This window comes from Hymenobacter aerophilus DSM 13606, from assembly GCF_000382225.1.
Taxonomy (GTDB): domain Bacteria; phylum Bacteroidota; class Bacteroidia; order Cytophagales; family Hymenobacteraceae; genus Hymenobacter; species Hymenobacter aerophilus.
In genome coordinates this window covers 46,069-58,982 of sequence record NZ_KB907809.1, presented here as the reverse complement: position 1 = coordinate 58,982, position 12,914 = coordinate 46,069, and the positions used below count along the sequence as shown (strand labels likewise).

Annotated in this window: 12 protein-coding genes; 1 reads left to right on the top strand and 11 read right to left on the bottom strand. The window is 61.5% G+C overall.

Features of this window, described 5'->3' with window-relative positions; translation table 11 throughout:
• Positions 1 to 27 precede the first annotated feature (27 nt).
• A complete protein-coding gene (locus H145_RS0109185; protein ID WP_019947851.1) occupies positions 28 to 762 on the top strand; it encodes a LytR/AlgR family response regulator transcription factor in 735 nt (244 codons plus the stop codon).
• Here H145_RS0109185 and H145_RS0109180 read toward each other — a convergent pair.
• The 11 genes from H145_RS0109180 to H145_RS0109130 all read right to left on the bottom strand — a co-directional run bounded on the left by H145_RS0109180 (position 759) and on the right by H145_RS0109130 (position 12,835).
• Positions 759 to 1,454, bottom strand: coding sequence for a fatty acid desaturase (locus H145_RS0109180; RefSeq protein ID WP_019947850.1), 696 nt, complete (start codon positions 1,452 to 1,454; stop codon positions 759 to 761). The genes H145_RS0109185 and H145_RS0109180 overlap by 4 nt on opposite strands.
• A 105-nt stretch (positions 1,455 to 1,559) precedes the next feature.
• Entirely contained in the window at positions 1,560 to 2,408 is an 849-nt protein-coding gene (locus H145_RS0109175) for a 4-hydroxy-3-methylbut-2-enyl diphosphate reductase (RefSeq protein ID WP_026351383.1), read from the bottom strand.
• A 102-nt stretch (positions 2,409 to 2,510) separates the two neighbouring features.
• Positions 2,511 to 3,713: a carboxypeptidase-like regulatory domain-containing protein gene (locus H145_RS0109170; RefSeq protein ID WP_019947848.1), complete on the bottom strand. Its 1,203-nt coding sequence runs from the start codon at positions 3,711 to 3,713 to the stop codon at positions 2,511 to 2,513.
• 120 nt (positions 3,714 to 3,833) lie between these two features.
• Positions 3,834 to 4,355 (bottom strand): hypothetical protein, encoded by a 522-nt coding sequence (locus tag H145_RS0109165; protein WP_019947847.1) that lies wholly within the window; start codon positions 4,353 to 4,355, stop codon positions 3,834 to 3,836.
• A gap of 105 nt (positions 4,356 to 4,460) precedes the next feature.
• Positions 4,461 to 5,303 (bottom strand): phytoene/squalene synthase family protein, encoded by an 843-nt coding sequence (locus H145_RS0109160; RefSeq protein WP_019947846.1) that lies wholly within the window; start codon positions 5,301 to 5,303, stop codon positions 4,461 to 4,463.
• 203 nt (positions 5,304 to 5,506) lie between these two features.
• Positions 5,507 to 6,961, bottom strand: a complete 1,455-nt coding sequence (locus tag H145_RS0109155) for a phytoene desaturase family protein (protein WP_019947845.1) — start codon at positions 6,959 to 6,961, stop codon at positions 5,507 to 5,509.
• A 196-nt stretch (positions 6,962 to 7,157) separates the two neighbouring features.
• On the bottom strand, positions 7,158 to 7,673 hold the full coding sequence (locus tag H145_RS0109150; RefSeq protein ID WP_019947844.1) for a sigma-70 family RNA polymerase sigma factor: 516 nt from the start codon (positions 7,671 to 7,673) through the stop codon (positions 7,158 to 7,160).
• Positions 7,674 to 7,927: 254 nt separating this feature from the next.
• Positions 7,928 to 8,839: a MerR family transcriptional regulator gene (locus tag H145_RS20640; RefSeq protein WP_019947843.1), complete on the bottom strand. Its 912-nt coding sequence runs from the start codon at positions 8,837 to 8,839 to the stop codon at positions 7,928 to 7,930.
• 117 nt (positions 8,840 to 8,956) lie between these two features.
• On the bottom strand, positions 8,957 to 9,457 hold the full coding sequence (locus H145_RS0109140) for a sterol desaturase family protein (protein ID WP_019947842.1): 501 nt from the start codon (positions 9,455 to 9,457) through the stop codon (positions 8,957 to 8,959).
• Positions 9,458 to 9,610: 153 nt separating this feature from the next.
• On the bottom strand, positions 9,611 to 10,423 hold the full coding sequence (locus H145_RS0109135) for an enoyl-CoA hydratase/isomerase family protein (protein WP_019947841.1): 813 nt from the start codon (positions 10,421 to 10,423) through the stop codon (positions 9,611 to 9,613).
• Between the two features lie 147 nt (positions 10,424 to 10,570).
• The gene (locus H145_RS0109130) at positions 10,571 to 12,835 is read right to left on the bottom strand and encodes a ComEC/Rec2 family competence protein (RefSeq protein ID WP_019947840.1); all 2,265 of its coding nucleotides are present in this window, start codon (positions 12,833 to 12,835) and stop codon (positions 10,571 to 10,573) included.
• Positions 12,836 to 12,914 lie beyond the last annotated feature (79 nt).

Genomic DNA, 12,914 nt, shown 5'->3' with positions numbered 1-12,914 from the left:
CTGAAACCCCAGGTTCTTTATCGCCTTATGAAAATCAGCTGTCTGCTGCTCGACGACGACCCATTGGTGCTGGAACTGCTCCGGGCGTATGCCACCATGACGAACGTGCTGGAGATAAAGGCGGCCTTTACCGACCCGCTAGAGGCGCACCAGTACCTGCTGGAGAACCCCGTGCAGGTGCTGTTTTCCGACGTCACGATGCCCCACCTCAGCGGTATCGACCTGGTGAAGTCGTTGCACGCGCCGCCGCTGGTGGTACTCATGACGGCGCATCCGCAGTACGCCATGGAGGGTTTCAACCTCGATGTGATTGACTTCCTGCTCAAGCCTATTTCGCTTGAGCGGTTTTTGAAAGCGGTAAACAAAGTGGCGAACCTGCTGCGCGGCCAAACCGGCGCGCTGGAGCCGCCGCCGGATACGGCTGCGGTTTGGGGCTCGTTTTTTATCCGTACCGATGCGCAGTTTGTGCGCCTGCGCTACCGCGAAGTGCTCTACATTGAGGCGCTCAAGGATTTCACCAGAATAAAAACCGCCGACGGCCGCTCGCACCTGACGCTGGTGAACCTCAAAAACCTGGAGTACCAGCTGCCCAGCGGCCTGTTTGTGCGCACCCACCGCTCCTACCTCGTCAATGCCGCCCACATCGACTCCATGAACTCGCTGGAAGTGAAGGTGGCCGGCCACGCCCTGCCGCTGGGCCAGACCTACCGCGAGCGGGTAACCGAGCAGATTGTCAACAGTACCCTTATCCGGCGAAACTAGCTTTTCGCTTTCCAGAGGCGCCACCAGGGCAGGTAGGGCTGGTCGTGGTGCTCGTAGTGGTAGCCGAAGAAATAGCAGCTCACGAAGGCCCAGGCGTGGTGGCGAAACTGGCTGCGCGACTTGTGCGGGTTGTCCTCGGCGTGCTCGCCGCGGTGCGGCAGGTAGGTGCCGAAATAGAACAGCTGAAACGTGCCCGCCACGGCCGGCAGCATCCAAAAGGCAATAACGTTGGCCTGCGGAAACCACAGTTTCAGCACGTTGTAAGTGGCCGCCATCAGCAGCACCTGCCACACCGTCACGTAGTTCCAGGCAAAACGCACGAACCAGGGCAAAAAGCCCGGGTGGCGGCCGTTATGGAAATCGGGGTCGTGCTCGGTGGCCACGTGCTGGTGGTGGGCGTGGTGTTTGGCCAGCATCCCCGGAAACCAGTTGAAGGCGAACAGTCCGGCCGCCAGCGTACCAATCGCGTGGTTGAGGCGCCGGTTGGGGCTGACCACGCCGTGCATGGCATCGTGGGCCGTGATGAACAGGCCGGTGTAGAGGTGGGTTTGCAGCAGCGCCAGCAGGTAAGGCCACGGCGTGCGCCAGTCGGGTTGGTAAAAGGCCAGCAGAAACGTGAGCAACCCGGTCCAGCAGGCCAGAATCAGCCCCGCCGCCAGCACGCCCCGGCCCTGCAGCGGCGCCGGCCGCACCCGCCCCGGCCGGCTCGCGGTGGGCGGGGCGACAGTAACTTCGGCAGCAGGATAGCTTGGTTCACTCATTCGCTTGCTTAGTCATTCACCAACTCACGCACCACTTCACAGCGCCAGCAGCGTGTCGCGCACCTGCTCCATCTGCCACATTGGGGTGCTGGTGGCCCCGCAAATGCCCACGCTCTGGCCGGGTTGGAACCACGCGGGGTCGAGGTCGTCGATTTTGGAGATGAAGTGGGTGGCGGGGTTGGTATCCTTGCAGACTTGGTAAAGCACTTTGCCGTTGGAGCTTTTGGTGCCCGACACGAACACTACCTGGTCATACTGGGCGGCAAAGCGGCGCAAATCCTTGTCGCGGTTGCTTACCTGCCGGCAGATGGTGTCGTTGGCATTTACCTCGTAGCCGCGCTGCTCCAGCTCGTTTTTGATGCGGTAAAACGAGTCGGTGCTTTTGGTGGTCTGGCTGTAAAGCGTAAGGCGGGCCGGCAGCTCGTGGGTCAGCAGCTCTTCGAGGCTTTCGAACACCACGGCCTCGCCGCTGGTCTGGCCCAGCAGGCCGCGCACCTCAGCGTGGCCGTGCTTGCCGTAGATGAAGATACGGTCGTGCTTGTCGTAGCTGGTTTTGATGCGGTTCTGGAGCTTGAGCACCACCGGGCACGAAGCGTCCACGAGCGTCAGCTCGTTTTCCATGGCCATCTGGTAGGTGCTGGGCGGTTCGCCGTGGGCCCGGATCAGCACGGCCTCGCGGCGCAGGCCAGCCAGCTGCTCGTAGTCGATGATGCGCAGGCCGCGCCGCTCCAGGCGCTCCACTTCTTCATCGTTGTGCACGATGTCGCCCAGGCAATAGAGGTAACCCTGCTCGTCGAGCAGGTCTTCGGCCATCTGAATGGCATAGATGACGCCAAAGCAAAAGCCGGAATTGGGGTCGATGCGGACACTTAGGTGATGCGGCATAGCGAAGCAGTAACCTCGAAGGCGCCCGGAAGGTTACGGCTAGCGGAAGATACGCCATATTCGGCAAAAAAAGCCCGTGCCGGCCCCACCCGCGCCATTCGGTTAAAATGCGCCGAACGCCTGCTGCTGCTCCATGTCGCGGATGACGCGCTCCTCGGCCGGCGAGGCGCGCAGCACTTCGCGGCTGCGCCAGAACTCGGGCTCGTAGGGGCCTTTGCGGGCCTGGCGCAAGTCGTTGTAATTCACGCCCGTACTCTTGTAGCCTTTGGTGTTGGCGCCCTTGGCGTAGCTATAGAAAAACAGGTTGCCGCTCACGGTAGTAGTATCGGGTCGGCCCTGGTATTGGAGCACGATGCGCTGCTCGGCCCGCACGGCCCGCAGCTGGCTGAGCGTATCCTGGTACGGCACAAAATCGGCCGTCAGGCGCATATCCTGCGAGTCGAGGCTGGTGCCTTCGCCAAACTGCAACGACATCAAATCGGCAATGGGCACCTGGCTTTCCACCCGGCGCAAGGCGGCCGAGCGCAAATCGAGGTAGAGCGTGCCGCTCAGCGCCGACTGGCCCAAATCGGGCCGGGGCCGGAAGTCGATAACGGCTACCTCGCCGGCCTCGCCCCGCAGCACCTCGCGCAACTGAAACGTGAATTGTTCGGTAGCGCGCGGCCCCAGCGGCACGGCCACTTTGCGCGGGCTGGGCTTGGGGTCGAACACCGGAATCAGGCGCATGGCCGCCGAGAAGTTCATCATATCCACGCCCGTTTCTTCGGCCACCTGGCCGTAGCGGGCCTGCGTCAGCAGCCAGCCGCTCACGCCTTCCACCGTGAAGCGCACATCGTAGAAGGCGTCCATAAACTCGGTGTAGCGGCCGTTATGGCGCTGCTTCTGGCGGTAAAATGCCTGGCCGTACATGCTCTCGCGCTGGTGCCGGGCCAGCTTGGCGCTGGCGCGCTGCACCAGTTCAATGGCCAGCTGGCCGGGGTTGCGCACCCGCACTTCGGGCAGCGCCACCAAGCTGGTTTTGAGTCGGATAACTAGGGGCTCAACCGCCGTGGTTACGGTCAGCGTGGCCGGCTCGAAACCCAGGCTCCCGACCCGCAGCTGCTGGGGCAGGCGCGGCACCCGCAGCAGAAACTCGCCGGCTTCGTTGGTGGCGGTGCCCACTTCGGCCCCCACCACCCCCACGCCGGCGTAGGGTATGGGCTGGTTTTTTTCGTCGAGCACGCGGCCTTTCAGCAGCACCTGCTGGGCTTGGGCCACGCGGCCGCCCAGCAGGCAAATAACTAAGAGTAGCAGAACAGATTTCATAGGCATAAGCAAAGAAGCCAGCGTGAAGCGCCTGGCCAGACAAATAAAACGGCTCCGCAGGGCCCTCAGGGGTGCTACGGAGCCGGGTGGCTACACATCCGCCGAATGGCGGCGCCGGTACTATAATCGGGCCAGCCGTTGCGCATCGGCCTCCGACACGTGCCCGCGCCCGACCAGAAAGTCGCGCACCAGCCCGAACGATTCGGCGTCGAGGCCCGAATTGGGGTGCTGGAGCAGGGTTTTCACCAGAAACTGCCGGTCCTCATCCACGTGCTGGCTCAGGCCCAGAAAGCCGGGCAGATTGCTTTCCACGCTCAGGCGCAGAAACCGCACTTCAGGATTATTGGGGTCGAGCTGCACGGCCTGCTCGAACTGCTTGCTGGCCTGCTGCACGTAGGTGAGCTTGCTGAGCATGGAGGCGTCGCGGGCCCGAATAGCCTCGGCGGCGGCTTTGTAGGCCAGCACCACTGCATTCTGCTGGGTGTAGGCGCTCATCAGCTGATGAAATTTTTCGCCGGCTTCTTTGCTGGCGGCCGCCTGCTGGTACTGCTGGCGGAGCTTGGGCAGGGTGTAAGGGTTGGCTTCGGTCGACACGAGGGCAGAAAAAATCAGGAGAAGGGTAAGAATCAGAAACTTAGGCACAGGCGAAGGAAAGAGGCGGCAGCCGCCACCGCAACGGGTAGCGGCTGCCCTGCTTCAATTATAGCGCCAAATAGCGAATTTTAGCCCAACCAAGCCGGTATAGGCTTATAGTTTGGCCGTTCGGTAGCGCAGCCACGAGCCCAGCAGCAGCAGCAGCTTGGTGTTGGTGGGCACCCGCACCCGCTGCCCCTGGATATGGGCCGCCGGCAGCTGCCGGATTTTGTGGAACAGCTTGAGATAGTACACATACGCCAGGTACACGCCCAGCCGGGCCGCCCGCGGCAGCTGCACAATGCCCGCGTAGCCGGCCTCAAAATCGGCCCGGATATCGGCCTCGATGTCGCGCTTCACGGCGTCGGTAAACTGCGCGTACTGCACGCCCGGAAAATACACCCGGCCCCGGTCCTCGTAATCGGAACGGATGTCGCGCAGGAAGTTGATTTTCTGGAAGGCCGAACCAAGGCGCCGGGCCGGCTCGCGCAGCCGCTCGAACTGCTGCTGGTCGCCCTCGCAGAAAATGCGCAGGCACATGAGCCCCACCACCTCGGCCGAGCCGTAGATGTATTTGCTGTACAACGACTGGTCGTAGCTCCGGTCGTCGAGGTCCATTTCCATGCTGTACAGAAAGGCCGCAATAAACTCCCGGTCGATGCCGTAGCGGTGCACCACATCCTGAAAGGCATGCAGCACGGGGTTCAGACTGATGCGCTTATCCAGCGCCTCGTAGGTCTGGCGCTCAAAATCGGCAAACAGCGCTGCCTTGTCGTGCTCATGGAAGGTATCCACAATTTCGTCGGCCCAGCGCACAAAGCCATACACCGAGTACACCGGCAGGTGAAACCGCTTGTCGAGCGTGCGGATGCCCAGCGTGAAAGACGTGCTGTAGCGCTGGGTTATCAGCTTGCTGCACGCCCGGCTGGTTTCGGTGAAAAGGGCAACGTGGTCCAAGTTCTTTGGAATTATGAATTTTAAATTATGAATTATGAATTCCGTTTAGCTGATCGAGCGGCTCATTCATATTTCTCAATTCAAAATCCGGTGTTGAGGCAGGCTTTTACAGAACGAATTCATAATTCATAATTCATAATTCATAATTCATAATTCATAATTCATAATTCATAATTCATAATTCATAATTCATAATTCATAATTCATAATTCCTTCAACACCTCCCCTGCCACTACCTGGCCCGAGATGAGGGAGGGCGGCACGCCGGGGCCAGGCACGGTGAGTTGGCCGGTGAAGTAGAGGTTGCTGACTTTCTTGCTTTTGAGGGCAGGCTTGAGAATGGCCGTCTGGCGTAGCGTGTTGGCCAGCCCGTAGGCGTTGCCCTTGTAGCTGTGGTAGTCGTTGATGAAATCCTGGTGGGCGTAGCTGCGCTTGTACACCACCGCGTCGCGGATGCTGGTGCCGCAGTGGCGCTCCAGCCGCTCCATAATCAGGTTATAGTAATGCTCGCGCGTTTCCTCGGGGTCGGGCAGGTCGGGGGCCACCGGAATCAGCAGAAACAGGTTTTCGGAGCCTTCGGGCGCTACCGAGGGGTCGGTTTGCGAGGGGGCCGACACGTAGAACAGCGGGCGGGTGGGCCACTTCGGGTTCTCGTATATTTCCTCGGCATGCAGGCCGAAGTCCTCGTCGAAAAACAGGTTGTGGTGGCGCAGGTTGGGCAGGCGCTTGTTCACGCCCACGTAAAACAGCAACGACGAAGGCGCCATCGTGCGCTTGTCCCAGTAGTCTTCCGAGTAGGTGCGCCACTCGGGGGCCAGCAGGTGCTGCTCGGCGTGGTGGTAGTCGGCGCCGGCCACCACGGCATCGGCGGGCCGGAAACCGGCGGCGGTCTGCACGCCAGTGGTGCGGCCGTTTTCCACCACAATCTGCTCCACGGGCACGTCGTACTCGATTTCCACGCCCTGCTCGCGGGCCAGGGCCACCATGCCCTCCACAATTTTGTGCATGCCGCCCATCGGGTACCAGGTGCCCAGCGCCAGGTCGGCGTAGTTCATGAGCGAGTACAGGGCCGGCGTGTTTTCGGAAGTGGCGCCCAGAAACAGAATCGGGAATTCGACCAGCTCCAGCAGGCGCGGGTCTTTGAAAAATTTGCGCACGTGCTTGTGCATGCTTTGGAGCAAATCGAGGCGCACGGCGTCTACTACCAGGCGCGGGTCGGCAAATTCCAGCAGCGAGCGGCCGGGCATGTGCACAAACTTGCCGATGCCCACCTTGTACTTGTAGGCCGCCTGCCGCAGAAACTCGTCGAGCCGGGCGCCGCTGCCGGGCTCAAACCGCTCGAACAGCGCCCGCAGCTCGCTCATGGCCGCCGGAATATCCACGGCCTGGGGCCCCTTGAAAATCACCTGGTACGAAGGATCGAGGCGCACTAAATCGTAGTAGTCGCTCACCTTGCGGCCGAACTTGGCGAAGTACTGCTCGAAGATGTCGGGCATCCAGTACCAGCTCGGGCCCATATCGAAGGTGAACCCCTCGGCCTGAAACTGGCGCGCCCGGCCCCCAGGGCCCTCGTTTTTTTCCAGTAGCGTAACGCGGCAGCCCTGCTGGGCCAGGGTGGTAGCCACCGCAAGGCCCGCGAAGCCGGCCCCGATAACCATGACGTGTTTCTTCACAGGCGCAAAGATGGGTATTTGCTGATTTTGCCAGCCAAGCTGATCTATGATACCGGCCACGGGCCCCAAAGTTTAGCTTAGGGGGCAAAACAACGGGCCGCAAACTACGCGGGCCAAAGTTGGTTGCGTAGTCCGCGGCCCGTGATACGCCCGGGGCGGGTCTGTACTCTCTCCCTATTCCCTACACGCCGGGGGCGTATGTCTTCAGCGCCTGCTTGAGTTCTTTGCGGGCGATGTGGATTCGGTTCTTAACGGTTCCAATCGGAATCTGCAGCTTTTCCGCAATTTCCAGGTATTTGTAGCCGATGTAGTACATCATGAACGGCGTCCGGTAGTCGGCCGAAAGGCCGGCAATTGCCGCGTTGATGTCCGTTACTACGAAATCGGAGCTGGCTCCGTTGTGGGTAATGTAGTTTTCATCGGTATTAAAGTACTGGAAGTACTCGGTGCTATCGATGTTGCTGTTGCGCTTGGTAATCTTGTTGTAGTTGTTGATGAAGGTGTTGCGCATGATGGTATACAACCACGCCTTCAAATTGGTGCCCGTCTTAAACTTGTCTTTGTTGAGCATGGCCTTGAGCAGCGTTTCCTGCACGAGGTCCTTGGCGTCGTCGGCGTCGCGGGTCAGGTTCATCGCCACGGGCTTCAGCGAGTAGGAAATCTTCTGTACCTGGTCAGTGAATTCGAGAGAGGTCATACTGTTTAGCTTTTAGGGCTCAAAGGTTAAACAAATATACGCACCCCCTGCTAAAAAGTACGCCGCCGGGTCAATTAATTTCTCCTTATTCGCCCACATCGGTCCTGAGCCTGCTGAAGCCGGGTTATTGCCTGCCTGAATTGCCAACCGCTGGTTTCTCAACTGAACGCCACGCGCATCCAACGCCCACCCAGCCAGTTGTTGCCGGCCGCCACATAATTTCCGGCGGCCCAAAGGCTTACGCCGCGCCGCCGCTATTGGTTTGTAGCGCCGAGCTTGTGCTCTGTTGCCAGGGCGTCGGCCAGGGCAATAAAGTCGGTAATCAGGGCCAGGCGGGTGGTTTTGGGCGGCAGCGGAAAATCGAGCTGCGCCAACGGCCCATAGATATAGAGGTCGGTGCTGGGGCAGTGCTGGCAGACCTGCTGCACAAAGCTGCCCACCTCGTCGCGCTCGGGCACGGCCGTGAGCACCGTGAGCAGGGCGTGGGGCTGGTAGCTGGCGCACACGGACCGCAGCTCGGTGATGGGCAGATTCTGGCCCAGATACAGCACGTGGTGGCGGCGGGCCCGCAGCACGTAGTTCATAAACAGCAGCGCCAGCTCGTGCATTTCGCGCTCGGGCAGAAACAGCACCCAGCGCCGGGCCGCGCCGGGCGCCACCGGCGGCAGCGCATCGGTGGCGGCCAGCATTTTCTGGCGCAGCAGGTTGGTTACCAGGTGCTCCTGGGCCGGATTTACAGTACCGGCCTGCCACATCACGCCAATGCGCTGCAAAAACGGGTAGGCCACCCGCAAAATGGCCTCTTCCAGGCCCAACTGCCCGATGCTCTGGTCGAACAAATCCACCAGCCGGCACTCATCCATGGCCAGCATGGCGGCCAGCAGCCCGTTCACGCGCTGGCAGTAGCTGTGGGCCGCATCGTTGCCGGCCAGCACGGCGGCACATAGCTCCTGCTCGCTCAGGCCGGCCACTTTCGAAATGCGGTAGCCCCGGTCGCAGAGCGTGGCCACGTTCAGCAGCCGGCGCAAATCGTCTTCGCAGTAGGTGCGGATGTTGGTAGCGGTGCGGGCGGGCTGCAGAATGCCGTAGCGCTGCTCCCACACGCGAATTGTGTGCGCCTTTACGCCCGAAAGCTGCTCTAAATCGGAAATGGAAAAATGCCCCATTGGGTTGAGCTGTTCGCTATTAGCGGATAGCTGTTAGCTTTTATTTCAGGGGGTGAGACTCTGAAGCCGAACAACCGGCAACTGCCGCTGCGGTTTTAAAATCGGGCGGCCCGGCCTTTATTCGGTGGCTTTGGCAGTGGATTTCAGCGTGCGGCTGGGGGCCGGACGGTTCAGGGCCATCCGGAAGTACTTGGGCGAAATCCATAGCAGGCCGAATTCCTCGCTGCCGTCGCGGCCGGTGGTTTTGTGGTGCATTTTGTGCGCCATATTCAGGGCCCGCAAATACGTGTTGCGCGACTTGCGCCAGAAGCGCAGCCGGCCATGAATGAGCACGTCGTGCACGAAAAAATACAGCGTGCCATAGCTAGCAATGCCCACGCCCATCCAGAACCGAAAATCGTGGTTTTCGGAGCCGAAGATGATGAGCAGCATCGAGAGCGAGCCGTAAAACAGGAAGAAGAAATCGTTGCGCTCGAAGCGGTGCGGGTGGCGCACATGGTGCGAGCGGTGCAAAAACCACAGCGGCCCGTGCAGCACAAAGCGGTGCATAAACCAGGCTACGAATTCCATTCCCAAGAAAGTAGCGGCCGTTACGGCCACGGCACCCAGCGTTGTCATACTGCCCTAACCAGCGGAAAAGCGAGAAGGTTTTTTGCTTGAATGTGCAGAATGCAGGAGGAATGTGAATAATGTGCGGAATACCATTTGTTCCACATGCAGAAATACATTCCGCACATTAGTCACATTCTCACCACACTTTTCACATTAAAATCAATTGTCCCAGGTGAGCTTCTCCTTGTTGAGGAAGGCGGCAATGCCGCGGCGGCAGTCGTCGGAGCTACGGGCGTCGGCGTTCATGCGGGCGGCGTAGCGCAGGCTGTCTTCGAGGGGCATTTCGGGCAGGCGGGTCATCATTTCCTTGGTGGTTTCCATGCTCTGGGCCGAGTTTTCGACGCACAGGCGACGGGCGAAACGGTACACGTTATCGGCCAGCTCTTCGCGGGGCACTACAAAGTTCACCAGTCCGTACTCCAGCGCCTTGTCGGCCAGAATAATGTCGCCGGTGAGCAGCAGCTGCTTGGTGCGGGCCTCCCCTATTTTGCGCAGCAGAAAAATGCTGACGATGGCCGGCAAAAAGCCGATTTTCACCTCGGTGTAGCCGAATTTGGCTTCCGGCACCGTGAAGGCGAAGTCGCAGATGGTGGCCAGGCCGCAGCCGCCGGCCAGCGCGTGCCCATGCACCTGCCCGATAACCACCTTGTTGAGCGTGTAAATCTGGTGGAACAACTGCATCAGGTGGGTCGAGTCGGCCAGGTTTTCGTTGTAGCCGAAGTTCTGCAGCTCCTGAATGTAGCCTAAATCGGCGCCGGCGCAGAATACGTCGCCGGCGGCCCGCAGCACAATTACTTTGCAGGCCTCGTCTTCCTCGGCGTGGGCGAAGGCCTGCTTTAACTCGGTTACCACGTTGGCGTTTAGCGCATTGCGCTTATCGGGGCGGTTGAGCGTGATGTAGCCGATGGAATCCTGCACTTCGTAGCCGATGTAGCGCAGTTCTTCCAGTTCCTGAGTGAGGGCGTCTTCCATAGTCGGGGTCGGTGGGGCAAAATGGGGGTCAGCAGAGGGGCCAATAGATGCACGCAGCAAGGGGCCGGGCTGAGCCAGAAGGAGGTCGGAAAATCCAAACCTAGCAAAATTGATGCTACTATGATACGAAACCGCCGCTAAACCCGGCTATTCCCGGACGGTAATTTTGTACTCATCAGAACGGGCGCCCACCACAAAGGCCCCCGCCAGCGTCACGTCGTGGGTGCGGAAACCGGCGGCCCGGAACAGCGAATCCTGCCGGGCTACGTACCAGCTTTTGCAGCTCGAATCGAACACAATGCGCGGGGCCGTGCCGAACAGCGCCGCCACCTCGGCGGGCTGCACCCGCGCGTTGCGGCGCAGCACCACGGCCGCCAGCCCCGGCAGCGGCCCGGTGCTGCCGCTCAGCCGCCCGCTCACGAAGGCCAGCTGCCGGCCGCGCCAGCCGCTGAGCACCAGCCCCGGCTCGGCTACCACTGCCGGCACCGGGCCGCCCCGCCAGCCGGGCCAGTAGCGCACGCGCCGGGCATTGCGCCGGATGCTGCCCGGCACAATGCGGTAGGTGCGCTCGGTTTCGGTGAGCGGCAGCGAGTCGAGCGGCACGATGTCGGCGGCCGCGCCCTGCCAGAAGCCCACCACCGAGCGGCGCGGAATGCTGTAAACGATGAGCTGCTCGTCGGGGGCCAGCTGGCGGGCGGCCCACACCCGGCTGCCGGCAAACACGCCCATAAACGTGCAGGCCAGCGCCAGCCACTGCAGCTTTTTCAGGGCAAAGAAGGCCAGCAGGGCCAGAATCACCCCGAATATCAGCCAGGCCTGCGGAGCCGAAATGTGGATGCCCGACACCAGCGCCCCGGGCAGCGACCGGCCGATGAGGAAAATGTACTCGTTGAAGCCCCAGATCATGAACTCAAATACCCAGGCCACGCCTTTCAGCAGGTAGTCGAAGCCGTGCGCGGCGGACGCCGAAATCAGCCCCAGCAGCCAGCCACAGCCCTTGAGCAGCAACAGCAGCAGCCCCACGTACACGGCCAGGCTGGAAATGGGCACGGCCACGAGGTTGGAGAGCAGGAAGCTCAGCGGAAACTGGTGGAAGTAGAACAAGCCCAGCGGAAACGTGGCCACCTGCGCCGCCAACGATAGCGCCGTAGCCTTCCACACCCAATCGAACCCGATGCCCAGCCCCTTCCAGAAGCGCTGCACCGCCGGCGGCTGCCAGGGCCGCTGCCGGTCCAGGAAATACGCCTTCGGATGCAGCCAGCCGGCAATTATCGGCTGCAGGTACACGATGCTGAGCACGGCCAGAAACGAGAGCTGGAAGCCCACATCACAGAGCAGATACGGGTCGTAGCAGAGCAGAAAAAAAGCCGCCACGGCCAGCAGGTTGTACATCGACGTCTGCCGGCCGAAAGCGCGGGCCACAATCAAAAATGAGAACATCACCGTGGCCCGCAGCACCGAGGCCGAAAGGCCCGTCAGAAAGGCGTAGCTCCAGATAACGCCCAGCCCGGCCAGGGCCGTGGCCAGCCGCATAAATGGCCCGCGGCGGCCCGGCAACAGCCCCAGCAGCCAGCTCACGGCCCCAAACAGTAGCCCCACCTGCAGGCCCGACACGGCCATAATGTGCGTGGTGCCGGTGTTGGCGTAGGCCTCCTTGGTCTGCTGATCCACGTCGTCTTTGAGGCCCAGCACCAGCGCCGAAGCCAGCGCGTACTCGCGTTTGGCGTGCACGTAGTGCTTGAAAACGGCCTCCACTACCCGCGCCGCCCGCATGGCCACGGCCCGCAGCAAGCTCGGCGGCGCGATGCCAACGCGCTGGTACTGGTCGGGGTGGATGAACTGTTGGTGGTAAATCTGGTGGTACTGCAGGTAGCGGCGGTAGTCGAACTCGCCGGGGTTGAGCGGGGCCTTGCTCGGGGTCGGCGCGCCGCGCACCAGCCACAGGTCGCCGTACTGGGGCGCCGGTAACGAATCGGTGCGCGGAATGGAGACCCGGATGCCGCCCACCGCGGGCCGCCACCGCCCCGCCACCCGCACCGCCGACACCCGCACGGTGGTGGCGTAGGTGGCGGGCCGGCGCACCGTGTAATCGTCCACCACGGCCCGGTAAAATTCAACTTCGCTACCGAAGCGGTAGAGGTGGTTGGGAGCCCGGCTTTCGGTGGCCTGCTGCGTGAGCGTGAGGCCGGCCACGTACAGAGCCAGCACCGCCAGCAGCCCGGCCGCGTCGGTGGGGCCGGGTTCGGGCCGCCGGACCGCCCACCACTGCAGCCCGCCGAACAGCGTCACCAGCCCCAGCAGTAGCGGCCAAAGCTCGGGCAGCGCCGGGCCATAGTACAAATACGTGAGAATACCGGCCATCAGCGGCAGCACGAAACGCACGAAGGCATTCGGGGCCCATTTGACTTGCATACCCGTGGGGCTGAGCGGTTGGCTTTTAGCTGCTAGCTGACCGCTTCCGACCGGACAGTCTGGCTAAGGCAGGTATCTG

What these genes read in the sequence shown, in the direction of transcription:
- H145_RS0109185 (WP_019947851.1), top strand. Translation starts at nt 28, where the DNA reads ATGAAAATCAGCTGTCTGCTGCTCGACGACGACCCATTGGTGCTGGAA.
- H145_RS0109175 (WP_026351383.1), bottom strand. Translation starts at nt 2,408, where the DNA reads ATGCCGCATCACCTAAGTGTCCGCATCGACCCCAATTCCGGCTTTTGC.
- H145_RS0109170 (WP_019947848.1), bottom strand. Translation starts at nt 3,713, where the DNA reads ATGAAATCTGTTCTGCTACTCTTAGTTATTTGCCTGCTGGGCGGCCGC.
- H145_RS0109155 (WP_019947845.1), bottom strand. Translation starts at nt 6,961, where the DNA reads ATGGTTATCGGGGCCGGCTTCGCGGGCCTTGCGGTGGCTACCACCCTG.
- H145_RS0109150 (WP_019947844.1), bottom strand. Translation starts at nt 7,673, where the DNA reads ATGACCTCTCTCGAATTCACTGACCAGGTACAGAAGATTTCCTACTCG.
- H145_RS20640 (WP_019947843.1), bottom strand. Translation starts at nt 8,839, where the DNA reads ATGGGGCATTTTTCCATTTCCGATTTAGAGCAGCTTTCGGGCGTAAAG.
- H145_RS0109140 (WP_019947842.1), bottom strand. Translation starts at nt 9,457, where the DNA reads ATGACAACGCTGGGTGCCGTGGCCGTAACGGCCGCTACTTTCTTGGGA.
- H145_RS0109135 (WP_019947841.1), bottom strand. Translation starts at nt 10,423, where the DNA reads ATGGAAGACGCCCTCACTCAGGAACTGGAAGAACTGCGCTACATCGGC.
- H145_RS0109130 (WP_019947840.1), bottom strand. Translation starts at nt 12,835, where the DNA reads ATGCAAGTCAAATGGGCCCCGAATGCCTTCGTGCGTTTCGTGCTGCCG.